At 63.9% G+C, this 13703-nt stretch carries 12 protein-coding genes; 5 read left to right on the top strand and 7 right to left on the bottom strand.

All coding sequences use genetic code 11. The features are described 5' to 3' along the window. The first annotated feature begins 250 nt into the window (after nt 1-250). Both KZJ38_RS09885 and KZJ38_RS09880 read left to right on the top strand, forming a co-directional pair. The gene (locus KZJ38_RS09885) at nt 251-1147 is read left to right on the top strand and encodes a metallophosphoesterase family protein (protein WP_219799870.1); all 897 of its coding nucleotides are present in this window, start codon (nt 251-253) and stop codon (nt 1145-1147) included. A 126-nt stretch (nt 1148-1273) separates the two neighbouring features. After that, on the top strand, nt 1274-1609 hold the full coding sequence (locus KZJ38_RS09880) for a cupredoxin domain-containing protein (RefSeq protein ID WP_246641705.1): 336 nt from the start codon (nt 1274-1276) through the stop codon (nt 1607-1609). A 3-nt stretch (nt 1610-1612) separates the two neighbouring features. On the opposite strand, the gene KZJ38_RS09875 is transcribed toward KZJ38_RS09880, so the two are convergent. Further along, on the bottom strand, nt 1613-2524 hold the full coding sequence (locus KZJ38_RS09875) for a LysR family transcriptional regulator (RefSeq protein ID WP_219799868.1): 912 nt from the start codon (nt 2522-2524) through the stop codon (nt 1613-1615). 222 nt (nt 2525-2746) lie between these two features. Here KZJ38_RS09875 and gcl point away from each other — a divergent pair, with 222 nt between their 5' ends. The 3 genes from gcl (at nt 2747) to KZJ38_RS09860 (ending at nt 6484) form a co-directional block, all read left to right on the top strand. Beyond that, nucleotides 2747-4531: a glyoxylate carboligase gene (gene gcl / locus KZJ38_RS09870; protein WP_219799867.1), complete on the top strand. Its 1785-nt coding sequence runs from the start codon at nt 2747-2749 to the stop codon at nt 4529-4531. A gap of 177 nt (nt 4532-4708) precedes the next feature. After that, nucleotides 4709-5494 (top strand): hydroxypyruvate isomerase, encoded by a 786-nt coding sequence (gene hyi, locus KZJ38_RS09865; protein ID WP_219799866.1) that lies wholly within the window; start codon nt 4709-4711, stop codon nt 5492-5494. Between the two features lie 84 nt (nt 5495-5578). After that, nucleotides 5579-6484, top strand: coding sequence for a 2-hydroxy-3-oxopropionate reductase (locus tag KZJ38_RS09860; RefSeq protein ID WP_219799865.1), 906 nt, complete (start codon nt 5579-5581; stop codon nt 6482-6484). Between the two features lie 339 nt (nt 6485-6823). Here KZJ38_RS09860 and KZJ38_RS09855 read toward each other — a convergent pair whose 3' ends face one another. The 6 genes from KZJ38_RS09855 to KZJ38_RS09830 all read right to left on the bottom strand — a co-directional run bounded on the left by KZJ38_RS09855 (nt 6824) and on the right by KZJ38_RS09830 (nt 13447). Then, complete coding sequence (locus tag KZJ38_RS09855) at nt 6824-7876, bottom strand: asparaginase (protein ID WP_219799864.1); 1053 nt, start codon at nt 7874-7876, stop codon at nt 6824-6826. 257 nt (nt 7877-8133) lie between these two features. Further along, on the bottom strand, nt 8134-9060 hold the full coding sequence (locus tag KZJ38_RS09850) for a CysB family HTH-type transcriptional regulator (RefSeq protein WP_219799863.1): 927 nt from the start codon (nt 9058-9060) through the stop codon (nt 8134-8136). A 207-nt stretch (nt 9061-9267) separates the two neighbouring features. Next, nucleotides 9268-10368, bottom strand: a complete 1101-nt coding sequence (locus KZJ38_RS09845) for a sulfate/molybdate ABC transporter ATP-binding protein (RefSeq protein ID WP_219799862.1) — start codon at nt 10366-10368, stop codon at nt 9268-9270. Between the two features lie 12 nt (nt 10369-10380). Further along, the gene (cysW, locus tag KZJ38_RS09840; RefSeq protein ID WP_425518336.1) at nt 10381-11367 is read right to left on the bottom strand and encodes a sulfate ABC transporter permease subunit CysW; all 987 of its coding nucleotides are present in this window, start codon (nt 11365-11367) and stop codon (nt 10381-10383) included. Then, nucleotides 11364-12275, bottom strand: a complete 912-nt coding sequence (gene cysT / locus KZJ38_RS09835; RefSeq protein WP_219799861.1) for a sulfate ABC transporter permease subunit CysT — start codon at nt 12273-12275, stop codon at nt 11364-11366. The genes cysW and cysT overlap by 4 nt, the downstream gene beginning before the upstream one ends. A 122-nt stretch (nt 12276-12397) precedes the next feature. Further along, on the bottom strand, nt 12398-13447 hold the full coding sequence (locus KZJ38_RS09830) for a sulfate ABC transporter substrate-binding protein (RefSeq protein ID WP_219799860.1): 1050 nt from the start codon (nt 13445-13447) through the stop codon (nt 12398-12400). Between the last annotated feature and the right edge of the window lie 256 nt (nt 13448-13703).

Below are 13703 nucleotides of genomic sequence, written 5' to 3'. Positions count from 1 at the left end.
GCCGTTCAGCAAAAAATAAAACCGGAATAAAAAACGCGCCCGCCGGGTTCGACAGGCAGACCGCGCAATTTAGCGGCAACCGGGTGACAACAGAACGACGCCTAACAGCCACCCTGACAACCACCCCTGACGACACCCGATCGGCAGCGAGCCGCAACCGGTAGCCGACCCGTGCAGCCCACGCGGCAACACGTGAGCGAACGAGCGGCCATCGGGCAGCAACGCCGAACGAACCCTGCGAGGAGCAGTCATGCAAAGCACCCTTCGTCATCTGAAACGGCGCGATTTCCTGAAGCTGGCCGCGGTCGGCGGCGCGGCATTCGCGTCGGCATTGCCCGGCTTCACTTACGGGCGCGACCAGGACTTTTACTTCGTCCAGCTATCCGATTCGCACTGGGGCTTCGAAGGCCCCGCGGTCAATCCGGATGCCAAAGGCACGCTGCCGAAGGCGATTGCCGCGGTGAACGCGCTGCCGGTCAAGCCGGACTTCGTGATCTTCACCGGCGACCTCACGCACACGACCGACGATCCGATGGTGCGCCGCGAACGGATGAAGCAGTTCGAGGCGATCGTGCTGAACCTGGACGTGAAGCCGCTCTACCTGATGCCCGGCGAACACGACGCGAGCCTCGACGCGGGCGCCGCCTTCAAGGAGCGTTTTGGCGAAACTCACTACACGTTCGATCACAAGGGCGTGCACTTCATCACGGTCGACAACGTGTCGGACCCGGCGGGCCGCGTCGGCGCCGAGCAGATCGCGTGGCTGGCCGCCGATATCGACAAGCAGCCGAAGGATGCGCGCATCGTCGTCTTCACGCACCGGCCGCTCTTCGACCTTGCGCCGCAATGGGACTGGGCGACGCGCGATGGCGCGCAGGTCATCGAGGTGCTGACGCGCCGGCAGAATGTGACCGTGTTCTATGGGCATATCCACCAGGAACACCACACGATGACCGGCAATATCGCGCACCATGCCGCGCGCTCGCTGATGTTCCCGCTGCCCGCGCCGGGCTCGCAGGAGAAACGTCTGCCGGTGCCGTGGGACGCGGCCGCGCCGTATCGCGGACTCGGCTGGCGGCAGGTGGAGGTGGACAGAGCGCCGGACGCATTTGCGCTCAACGAAAAGCCGATTCGCAACATTTCGTGATCGTGGGGACGCGCGATGCAAAAACCAATCGAAACCGCCGCCAGACGTGCAGAGCCCGCAGGCAAATCGGCTGGCAAAGCCTCTGGCGAACCCGCCGCCGCCAACCTCGCGCGGCGCAGATGGCTGATGCTGACCGGCGCGGCCGCCGCGCTCGCCGCGATGTCGCGCATCCCCGCCCGTGCCGCCGCGCCGCGCGTGATCCAGGTGCACGCCAAGCGCTTCGTGTTCACCCCGAGTCAGATCAAGCTTGCCCCGCACGAAGCGGTCGTGTTCGAGCTGACCGCCGAAGACGTACCCATGGGCTTCTCCATACCGCAATACGGCGTGCGCGTCGACGTGCCGCCGGGGGCGCCGGTACGGCTCGCGGCGCAGGCCGGCGACGCCGGCACCGTCGAATTCCTGTGCGACATCTTCTGTGGATCGGGACACGAAACGATGAACGGCACGCTGATCGTCGGATGAAAGTTACGCTTCGCCCGTCCAGTACCCGGGCCGCGCGTACACCTCTTTCAGATAGTCGATGAAATAGCGCACCTTGGCCGGCACGAAGCGCTGCTGCGGATACACGGCAAGAATGTCGTATTCGGGCAGCGCGTATTCATCGAGCACGGTTTCGAGCTCGCCGCGCACGAGCTGCTGTTGCACTTCCCACGTCGAACGCCAGCCGAGTCCGAGTCCTTCGGATACCCAACGATGCAGCAGCTCGCCGTCGTTGCAATCGAGCGTGCCGCCGACGCGCACTGTCGCGAGCTTGCCGTTGCGCCGGAAATACCAGCCGCGGTTCTGCCCGCCTTGCAGGTTGAACGCAAGGCAATTGTGCTCGGGCAGGTCTTCGAGCGTTTTCGGCCGGCCGTACTTGTTGAAGTACTCAGGCGTGCCGCACACGACGCGCCGGTTCGACGCGAGCTTTACCGCAACGAAGTTCGGATCGACGGCGCCGCCGATGCGAATCGACAGGTCGTAGCCTTCGCGCACGAGATCGACGACGCGATCGGTCAGATTGAACGACACCTGCAGTTCGGGCTTATCGGCGAGAAACGCCGGCGCAAGCGGCGCAACATGCTTGCGGCCGAACGCGGCCGGCGCCGACACGATCAGATGGCCGCTCACCGCGCGATGCCCGGCGGCCAGTTCGTTTTCCGCCTGATCCCATTCGGAGAGAAGCCCCCGGCAGCGCTCGAGAAACGCCGCGCCCTCTTCGCTGACGACGAGCCGCCGCGTCGAGCGGTACATCAGTTTCACGCCGAGCCGCTTTTCGAGCGCGTCGAGGCGGCGGCCCAGAATGACCGGCGACACGCCCTCCTCGAGCGCCGCGGCCGCGAGGCTGCCGGAGTCTGCGACCCGCACGAAGGTTTCGATCTGTTTGAAGCGGTCCAATTTTGTCTCCTCGCACCCGTCGCGCGGGCGCTGCGCCTGCTTCCGTGCGCGCTGAAGTCTCAAGCTGAAGTGTATTTGTCAGGTCATTCGACCCAAAATCCATTCGATACTTTTTGTATCGGAATAAGCGACCCAAACCGATCTTATCAAACCTTTAATGCGCGCCTAAAGTTCAGGGAACGCCCCATTTCCCACTTTGCAGGACCTCCCGAGGAGACACTCATGGCCAAGATGAGAGCCGTCGACGCAGCCGTACTCGTGCTTGAAAAAGAAGGAATCGACACCGCGTTCGGCGTACCGGGCGCCGCGATCAATCCGTTCTATTCCGCGATGCGCAAGGCGGGCAACATCAGCCACGTGCTCGCGCGCCACGTCGAAGGCGCATCGCATATGGCCGAAGGCTACACGCGTGCCGCACCCGGCAATATCGGCGTCTGTATCGGCACGTCGGGCCCCGCGGGCACCGACATGATCACCGGCCTCTACTCGGCCTCCGCCGACTCGATTCCGATTCTCGCGATCACGGGCCAGGCGCCGCGTGCCCGCCTCTACAAGGAAGACTTCCAGGCCGTCGATATCGAATCGATCGCGAAGCCCGTCACCAAGTGGGCCGTGACGGTGCGCGAGCCGGCGCTCGTGCCGCGCGTGTTCCAGCAGGCTTTCCACCTGATGCGCTCGGGCCGCCCGGGCCCCGTGCTGGTCGACCTGCCGGTCGACGTGCAAGTGGCCGAAATCGAGTTCGACATCGACACCTACGAACCGCTGCCGGTTTACAAGCCGAAGGCGACGCGCGGGCAGATCGAAGCCGCGCTGAAGATGCTCAACGACGCGGAAAAGCCGCTGATCGTCTCGGGCGGCGGCGTGATCAACGCAGCGGCCGAAGACCTGCTCGTGCAGTTCGCCGAAACGATCGGCGTGCCCGTGATTCCGACGCTGATGTCGTGGGGCGCGATTCCCGACGACCATCCGCTGATGGCCGGCATGGTCGGCCTGCAGACCTCGCACCGTTACGGCAACGCGACGATGCTCGCCTCCGACTTCGTGCTCGGCATCGGCAACCGCTGGGCAAACCGCCACACGGGCAGCGTCGAGGTCTACACGAAGGGCCGTAAGTTCGTGCACGTGGATATCGAGCCCACGCAGATCGGCCGCGTGTTCGGTCCGGATCTCGGCATCGTGTCCGACGCGAAGGCCGCGCTCGAACTGTTCGTGGAAGTCGCGAAGGAATGGAAGGCCGCCGGCAAGCTGAAGAACCGCAGCGCGTGGGTCGAAGACTGCCAGGAGCGCAAGCGCACGATGCTGCGCAAGACGCACTTCGACAACGTGCCGATCAAGCCGCAGCGCGTCTACGAAGAGATGAACAAGGTGTTCGGCCGCGACACCTGCTACGTGAGCACGATCGGCCTGTCGCAGATCGCCGCCGCGCAGTTCCTGCACGTGTTCAAGGCGCGCAACTGGATCAACTGCGGCCAGGCGGGCCCGCTCGGCTGGACCATTCCGGCCGCGCTCGGTGTGCGTGCGGCCGATCCGCAACGCCCGATCGTCGCGCTCTCCGGCGACTACGACTTCCAGTTCATGATCGAAGAGCTCGCAGCGGGTGCGCAGTTCAAGCTGCCGTATGTGCACGTGGTGGTGAATAACTCGTACCTCGGCCTGATCCGCCAGGCGCAGCGCGCATTCGAGATGGACTACTGCGTGCAGCTGGCGTTCGACAATATCAACGCGCCCGAAGTGGAAGGCTACGGCGTCGATCACGTGAAGGTGGCCGAAGGTCTCGGCTGCAAGGCACTGCGCGTGTTCAAGCCGGAAGACATCGAGCCGGCGCTCAAGAAGGCGCAGTCGATGCTCTCCGAGTTCAACGTGCCGGTCGTCGTCGAAGTGATTCTCGAGCGTGTGACGAACATCTCGATGGGCGCCGAGATCGACGCGGTCAACGAGTTCGAGGAACTGGCCGCATCGCACAAGGATGCACCGACTTCGATCAGCGCAATCAGTGCGCTCGATTGAGGGTTGAGCTGAAGATCGAGCGGCGACGCAGCGTCCTGTAAGCGTCGCCCTCGCGTATGGCGCGAATTGCCGTCGCGCCGCGCTTTCCAGTCTGCTGCTGTGTTTGCCGTGCCCGTCGCGGCGGTTTGTGAAAACCGCCCGCGGGACGCTGTCCATCTGACCGACCAGAGAGAAACAATGCCGAAATTCGCCGCCAACCTGACGATGCTGTTCAACGAAGTCCCGTTCCTCGAGCGCTTTGCCGCCGCGGCCAATGCGGGCTTCGATGCTGTCGAATTCCTGTTCCCGTATCCGTACAAGGCTGCCGAGCTCGCCGAACGCCTGCAGCAGAACAACCTGAAGCTCGTGCTGCACAACCTGCCGGCCGGCAACTGGGAAGCCGGCGAACGCGGCATCGCGTGCCTGCCCGATCGCGTCGGCGAGTTCCAGGAAGGCGTCGGCCGCGCGATCGAGTACGCGAAGGCGCTGAAAGTGCCGCAGCTGAACTGCCTCGTCGGTATTCCGACGGGCGGCGTGAGTGCGGACAAGGCGCGTACGACGATCGTCGAGAACCTGCGTTTCGCCGCTGCCGCGCTGAAGAAGGAAGGCATCCGGCTGCTCGTCGAGCCGTGCAACTCGTACGACATTCCGGGCTTCGCGCTGAACCGCTCCGCCGAAGGGCTCGACGTGATCCGCGCGGTCGGCTCCGACAACCTGTTCCTGCAGTACGACATCTATCACATGCAGCGGATGGAAGGCGAACTCGCCGCGACGATCAAGAAGAACTTCGCGTCGATCGCGCACATCCAGCTGGCCGATAACCCGGGGCGCAACGAACCGGGCACCGGCGAAATCAACTATCCGTTCCTGTTCGATCTGCTCGATTCGCTCGGCTACGCGGGCCATATCGGCTGCGAATACAAGCCGCGCACGACGACCACCGAGGGACTCGGCTGGTTCAAGCAGGCGAAAGCGACCGCTTGAGTGGCTACCACAGCGACCACTTGAGCGACCACGCTTCGAAGATCACAGGACTATCAATTTTCAGCTTTCACGGAGAGTACGTAAATGGCAAAGATCGGTTTCATCGGCCTCGGCATCATGGGCGCGCATATGGCGCGCAACCTTCTGAAGGGCGGCCACACGCTGTTCGTGAACGGCGCGTACCCGGTGCCGGACGATCTGACGAAAACCACGAGCGTGGTCAAGGATTCGACGGCCGTTGCGCAGGCATCGGACGTCATCGTGATCATGGTGCCCGATACGCCGGACGTCGCGAACGTGCTGTTCGCCGATGACGGCGTTGCAGCGGGTCTCAGCAAAGGCAAGCTCGTGATCGACATGAGCTCGATCTCGCCGCTCGAAACGCAGGCATTCGCGAAGAAGATCAACGAACTCGGCTGCGACTATCTCGATGCACCCGTGTCCGGCGGCGAAATCGGCGCGCGCGATGCGACGCTGACGATCATGGTCGGCGGCCCGCAGAAGTCGTTCGATCAGGCGAAGCCGCTATTCGATCTGATGGGCAAGAACGTCACGCTGATCGGCGACAACGGCGCGGGCCAGACCTGCAAGGTTGCCAACCAGATCATCGTTGCGCTCAATATCGAGGCGGTCGCCGAAGCGCTGCTGTTCGCCGCGCGTTCGGGCGCCGATCCGGAACGCGTGCGCCGCGCACTGATGGGCGGCTTCGCGGCATCGCGCATTCTCGAAGTGCACGGCGAGCGCATGACGAAGCGCACGTTCAACCCGGGCTTCCGCATCGAACTGCATCAGAAGGATTTGAACCTCGCACTCGACGGCGCGCGCAAGCTCGGCATCGCGCTGCCGCATACGGCAAGCGCGCAGCAGCTGTTCAGCGTCTGCGCGGCGAACGGCGGCAAGGCATGGGATCACTCGGCGATGGTGCGGGCGCTCGAAATCATGGGCAACTTCGAGGTCGCGCAGGCACCGAGCGACGCGAAGGCGGCATAAACAAGCCTTCTCGCGATTGATTAAGCAAGTTTGCAGGACTCGGGCTGTCGCAAACCGCAGCAACATGCAGCAACATGCAGCGACAGCCCTCTCGTGGGGCGTCCGGTTCGAAGCGCACAACGCGACGGGCTGGACAAATCAAGCCGCTCTGGGCTGAGGGCGGCTAGTGGGGTCCGCAGCGGCACCCGTCGGCGACGGGGAAGCCTTGGTCGGTCAGACGTCGTCGTCGGGTGTCCGCCTGTCGGATTTCAGAATCGAGCGTACGCGCAATGCGATGCGCTTTTAGCGCGCGCACCGAGCGTACTGCACGCACTTAGCGCGCGAACATCACGTCCGCAATCAGTAAAGATCGAATACGTCTTGCAGCGCCGCCCGTGCCGGGTTGCCGGCTGCCAGCGCGAGCATCAGCAGCACGCGCGCCTTATAGGCATTGAGCGCGTTCGCGCTGACAAAGCCGAGCGCATCGTCTGAGGCCGCGCCGTTGTGCATCACATGTCCCGAGCCGACTCGCGACGCGCGCACCACCGCGATACCCTGCGCGACCGCATCGGCAAGACCCTGCTGCAGCGAAACGTGAATCGAACCGTTGCCGGTGCCGGCGACGACAATGCCGCGCACGCCGTCCTTCACGAGCGCATCGACCATCACGCGCGTCACGCCCGCATAACTCGTGACGATCTCGACCGCGGGCCATGCGTCGTTCGCCGTCGCTTCGATCGCGAATTCGGTAGCCGTCGTATGCGGGCGCACAACGCGGCGCTGAAATTCGACGCGCCCATCCTGCACCCAACCAAGCGCACCGACTTCCGGCGACTGGAACGCGTCAACGGCGAACGTGCTGGTCTTCACGACATCGCGCGCGCTGTGAATGCGGTTGTTGAACGCGACGAGCACGCCCTGCCCGTGCGCCGCGCGATGCGCCGCCACGCTGACCGCATTGAGCAGATTCAGCGGACCGTCGGCCGATAGCGCACTCGACGGCCGCATCGCCGCGGTCAACACGACGGGCTTCGCGCTTTTGACAGTCAGATGCAGCAGATACGCGGTTTCTTCGAGCGTATCGGTGCCGTGCGTGATGACGATCCCGTCGATATCGTCGCTGGCGAGCAGCTTGTTCACGCGTTGCGCGAGCGTGGTCCACAAAGCGAGCGACATGTCCTTGCTGTCAATGCTCGCGACCTGCTCGGCGTGGATATTCGCGAGCGTCGAGAGCGCGGGCACGGCCGCGAGCAGTTGCCCGACGCCGACGACGCCGGCCTGATAGCCGGCCGTGCTCGTCGCGTCCTGCGCGGAGCCGGCGATCGTGCCGCCGGTCGCGAGCACCGCGATGCGCGGCAACGCGCTGTGCGGTGCGTTGTGCGACGCGGAAGAAGACGAAGAAGAGGTAGTCATGCGGGCGATTGTAAGCGATGCGTCGCGTCAGTTCGACGCCGAACGCATCGCCCTACAAGGCGTCGCCCATCAGGCGAGCTCTTGTGCGACGCCGTCTTCGAGCATCGCATCGCACGCGAGCGGCACGTCTTCCGCAAACACGGCAGCGCGCAACACCCGCTTTCAAACGCCGCAACACGACAAGGCGGCCTGGGGTGCGCCGTCCTCGAACGCGTCATCGCACGCCCAACGCCGAACGCTCAGAACGTAGCCGCCGCTTAAACCGCTTCGCGCAATTGCGCCGCGATCTCCGCTTCGCTCAACTGCGGCGCGAACATCTCGATCAGCCGGTACGCGTAAGCGCGCAAAAACGCGCCCTTGCGCAAGCCGACGCGCGTCGTGCTCGCTTCGAACAGATGCTGCGTATCGAGCGCGACGAGTTCGCTGTCGCGCTTCGGATCGAACGCCATCGCCGCGACGATGCCGATGCCCATGCCGAGCTCGACATAGGTTTTGATCACGTCCGCGTCGATGGCGGTCAGCACGACGTCGGGCATCGCGCCGACCTTCGTGAACGCCTGGTCGATATGCGAGCGGCCCGTGAAGTCCTGGTCGTACGTGACGATCGGATACTCGGCGATCTCCTCGAGCGTCAGGTTCGCGCGGCCGACCAGCGGATGATCTTTCGGCACGACCACGACGTGATGCCACGAATAGCACGGAAACGTCACGATATCGGGGTAGCGGTCGAGCGCCTCGGTCGAGATGCCGAGATCCGCTTCGCCGTTGATGATCATCTGCGCGATCTGTTGCGGATTGCCCTGGCGCAGCGCGAGATGCACTTTCGGAAACACGTCGGTGAACTGGCGAATCACTTTCGGCAGCGCGTAGCGCGCCTGCGTGTGCGTGGTCGCGACGACGAGGTGGCCGTTGTCCTGGTCCGCGTACTGGCGCGCGACGCGCCGCAGGTTTTCCGCATCGAGCAGCATCCGCTCGATCAGCTGATGCACGGCCTTGCCCGGCTCCGTGAGGCCCGTGAGCCGCTTGCCGCGGCGAATGAAGATATCGACGCCGAGTTCGTCCTCGAGGTCCTTGATCTGTTTCGACACGCCCGACTGCGACGTGTACAGCACGTTCGCGACTTCGGTCAGGTTCATGTTCTGGCGCACGGCCTCGCGCACGAAGCGCAACTGCTGGAAGTTCATTGTGTTGTCTCCTGTCGATGGGAGTTAGCGCTTCAGCGCTTACTCCCATCCCATGCAGCATTACTCCGGATTGGCGCTTCAGCGCCTAGCCGGAGTTATGCTGCGAGTCGACCGGTGTTAGCGCTTCAGCGCTTACTCCGGTCCCATGCTGACGTTGTTCCAGGTTAGCGCTTTAGCGCTTACCTGGAGCCGTCAGCGGGTCTCTGTTCAATGCCTCGCGGGAAACACCCGCAGCGAACGCGGCACCGCCGTCACCGCATCGCCGACCGCAAGCTGCAATTCGCGCCATGCTTCGCGGTCGAGTTCGGCTTCGAGCACCGACGGGCCACGCCCATCCGCCGCCGAGGCACCTGCTCCGCTGCCAAGCCCTTCGAGCTCGACACGCACCGACCCGCCCAGCGTCACCACACGCCGCACGCCCAGCGCGATGCCATCGCGATGTCCGCCGGCGGCTTGCGGATACAGCACGAGATCGTGCGGGCGCACATACGCGAGCGCCGGCCCCTCGAAGCCCGCCTCGACCGCGATCGGCTGCGCCGCGCCATCGACGACAAAGCCGTGTTGGCCAACACTGCCGGACAGACGGTTCGCCGCGCCGAGAAACTCGTAGACGAACGAGGTCTGCGGATGGTCGTACACGTCCTGCGGGCTGCCGACCTGCTCGACATGCCCGTGATTCATCACGACGATGCGGTCCGCTACTTCGAGCGCTTCTTCCTGATCATGCGTGACAAAGATCGTCGAAATATGCAGATCGTCGTGCAGGCGGCGCAGCCAGCCACGCAGCTCCTTGCGCACTTTCGCATCGAGCGCGCCGAACGGCTCATCGAGCAGCAGCACCTTCGGTTCGACCGCGAGCGCGCGCGCCAGCGCGATACGCTGCCGCTGCCCGCCCGACAGTTCCGACGGATAGCGCGGCGCGAGCCAGTCGAGCTGCACGAGCTTGAGCAGTTCATGCACCTTTTCGCGTATCACCGCTTCGGACGGCCGCTCGTTGCGCGGCTTCACGCGCAGACCGAACGCGACATTCTCGAACACGGTCATATGCCGGAATAACGCGTAGTGCTGGAACACGAAACCGACCTGACGCTCGCGCGCGCGAACCTCGGCAACGTCCTGCCCCTGCAGCACGACCTGCCCGTCGTCGGCGAATTCGAGACCGGCGATCACGCGCAACAGCGTGGTCTTGCCGCATCCGGAGGGCCCGAGCAGCGCGACCAGTTCGCCGGGCGGAAAGTCGAGCGATACGTTATCGAGCGCCGTGAAGTCGCCAAAGCGCTTATGCAAATTACGAACCGTGATACCCATCTGAAGCGCTCCTTATTGGACCTGGCGGCCGGCGGCCGCGCTCGACGGCGCCGCCGCGCCTGCAATTCCCGACGCTGCCGCGGCATGTGTACCAGCGTGCGTACCCGCGCGCGACGACGAAGCCTCCGCCGACATATGACGCTCGGCCAGCAGCTTGAGGCCGAGCGTCACGAGCGCGAGCAACGCGAGCAGCGACGCCACGGCGAAGGCCGCCGAGAAGTTGTATTCGTTGTAGAGAATTTCGACGTGCAGCGGCATCGTGTCGGTCTGCCCGCGAATATGGCCCGACACCACCGACACCGCGCCGAACTCGCCCATCGCCCGCGCGTTGCACAGAATCACGCCGTACAGCAGACCCCACTTCACGTTCGGCAGCGTCACGCGGCGGAAAATCTGCCAGCCCGATGCGCCGAGCACGTGCGCGGCTTCTTCTTCGTCGGTGCCTTGCGCCTGCATCAGCGGAATCAGCTCGCGCGCGACGAACGGGAACGTGACGAATACCGTCGCGAGCACGATGCCGGGCACCGCGAAGACGATCTGCACGTCATGCGCTTGCAGCCACGGGCCGAACCAGCCTTGCGCGCCGAATAGCAGCACATAGATCAAGCCTGAAATGACAGGCGAGACTGAAAACGGCAGATCGATCAGCGTTGTCAGCAACGCCTTGCCTTTGAATTCGAACTTTGCGATACACCACGACGCCACGAGCCCGAACACGAGATTGAGCGGCACGGCGATCGTCGCGGTCAGCAGCGTGAGCTTGATCGCGGACAACGCATCGGGATCGGCTAGCGATTCGAAATAGAACGCGAGGCCTTTGCTGAGCGCCTGATAGAACACGGCGGCCAGCGGCACGACGAGAAACAGCACAAGGAACAGCAGCGCGATGCCGGTCAGGATCCAGCGGACCGCGCGCGGCTCGGTAACCGGACCGTCGACGCGTGCGGCCTTCGAAGCCGCACGCGATGTATTCGACAGCATGACGGCATCGTCGCTCATCGCGCACCTCCGTCTTGCGTTGCGGCTGCCGCGACACGACCTGGCGCCGCGGGCGGCACCGGCGCCGAAGCGCTGCGGCTCGTGCGCCGCTGCAGGTACCACTGCAGCGTATTGATCAGCAGCAGCATGACGAACGACACCACGAGCATCACGACCGCGATCGCCGTCGCGCCCGGATAGTCGTACTGCTCGAGCTTCGTGATGATCAGCAGCGACGTGATCTCGGACTTCATCGGCACATTGCCCGCGATAAAAATCACCGAGCCGTATTCTCCGAGCGCGCGCGCGAAAGCGAGCGCGAAGCCGGTCAGCAGCGCCGGAAACACGGCCGGCAAGATCACACGCCTGAAGGTCAACCAGCGCGATGCGCCAAGGCACGCGGCCGCTTCCTCCTGCTCGCGCTCGAACTCCTCGAGTACCGGTTGCACGGTCCGCACGACGAACGGCAAGCCGATAAACGTCAGCGCGACGAGCACGCCGAACGGCGTGAACGCGACCTTGATGCCGAGCGGTTCCAGAAACTGGCCGATCCAGCCGTTGCCCGCGTAGACGGCTGCAAGCGAGATACCGGCCACCGAGGTCGGCAACGCGAACGGCAGATCGACGATCGCATCGACGACGCGCTTGAACGGGAACGTATAGCGTGTCAGCACCCACGCGACGAGAAAGCCGAACACCGCGTTGATCAGTGCGCCGCCGAGCGCCGCGGAAAACGTCAGCCGGTAGGACGCGAGCACGCGCGGCGAACCGACCGCGCGCAGGAACTGGCTCCAGTCGAGCGTCGCCGTTTTCAGGAACGTGGACGCAAGCGGGATCAGCACCACGAGGCTCAGATACGCCACCGTGATACCGAGTGTCAGGCCGAAGCCCGGCAAAGCGCTCGGCTTGCGGAAGGTCAACGTCGTCATACTGGTTACTCTTTCAAAGGTCTTGCCGGGTCGCGCGGTCAATCCATGCGCGCATCGGTTACAAGCTCAAAAGCGCGCCCGAAGGCGCGCTTGCCTGACTGCATCCGCCGCAGTCACTGAAACTACTGCGGCGAGTAAATCGAATCGAACACGCCGCCGTCGGCAAAGTGCGTCTTCTGCGCGCTCGTCCAGCCGCCGAAGGTATCGTCGACCGTGTAGAGCTTAAGCTTCGGAAATTTTTCGGTCAGCGAAGCGGGCACCTTGTTCGAACGCGGACGGTAGAAGTTCTTCGCGGCGATCTCCTGCCCTTCCTCGCTATACAGAAACTTCAGATACGCTTCGGCGAGCTTGCGCGTGCCGTGACGGTCCACGACCTTGTCGACTACCGCGACCGGCGGCTCCGCGAGAATACTGACCGACGGCACCACAATCTCGAACTTGTCGGGCCCGAACTCCTTGATCGACAGGAATGCCTCGTTTTCCCACGCGATCAGCACGTCGCCGATGCCGCGCTGCACGAAACTCGTCGTCGCGCCGCGCGCGCCGGAATCGAGCACGCCCGCATTCTTGTAGAGCTTCGACACGAACTCCTTCGCCTTCTGATCGTTGCCGCCCGGTTGATGCAGTGCGTACGCCCATGCAGCCAGATAGTTCCAGCGCGCGCCGCCCGACGTCTTCGGGTTTGGCGTGACGATCGATACGCCCGGCCTGGTCAGATCGTCCCAGTCCTTGATGTGCTTCGGATTGCCCTTGCGCACGAGAAACACGATGGTCGACGTGTACGGCGAGGCGTTGTCGGGCAGGCGCTTCTGCCAGTCCTTGTCGATGAGGCCCTTGTTTGCGAGCGCATCGATGTCGTAGGCGAGCGCGAGCGTCACGACGTCGGCCTGCAGGCCGTCGAGCACCGAGCGCGCCTGGGCGCCCGAGCCCCCGTGCGACTGCTTGAAGGTAACCGACTCGCCGGTCTGCGCTTTCCATTGCTTGCCGAATGCCGCGTTGACGTCCTGATACAACTCGCGCGTCGGGTCGTACGACACATTCAGAAGCGTCGTATCAGCATGCGCCTGTGCCGCCAGCCCGAGCACCGCAGCCGCACCGATGGCCAGCGATGCGAACAATCTTTTTGCGCGCCCAGCCGCGCTTCCTGCCAACCCCGTCGTCCGATAGACCATTGTTTTCTCCGCTTTCCGGTGTTTCCAGGCACGGTGGATTGCTTGTTCCGCCGGGCCTGATATCGATTTGCGGCCAGTCTATCCGCGGCGCTTCATCATTAAAAATAATGTTTCTTCATTTTTTAATACGCAAAAGTGGTAACGATGGCTGGATGCGACGCTCCGTCGTGTATTGCGTCGTTGGAACGCCGCTCGGCGGCGTTTTTGCGGCAGGGAATGAGCCAATGAGGGGCCGATGAGCGGCGAACTTAAAGTA

This window comes from Paraburkholderia edwinii (genome assembly GCF_019428685.1).
Classification (GTDB): domain Bacteria; phylum Pseudomonadota; class Gammaproteobacteria; order Burkholderiales; family Burkholderiaceae; genus Paraburkholderia; species Paraburkholderia edwinii.
This window is presented reverse-complemented; position numbering and strand designations above follow the sequence as displayed.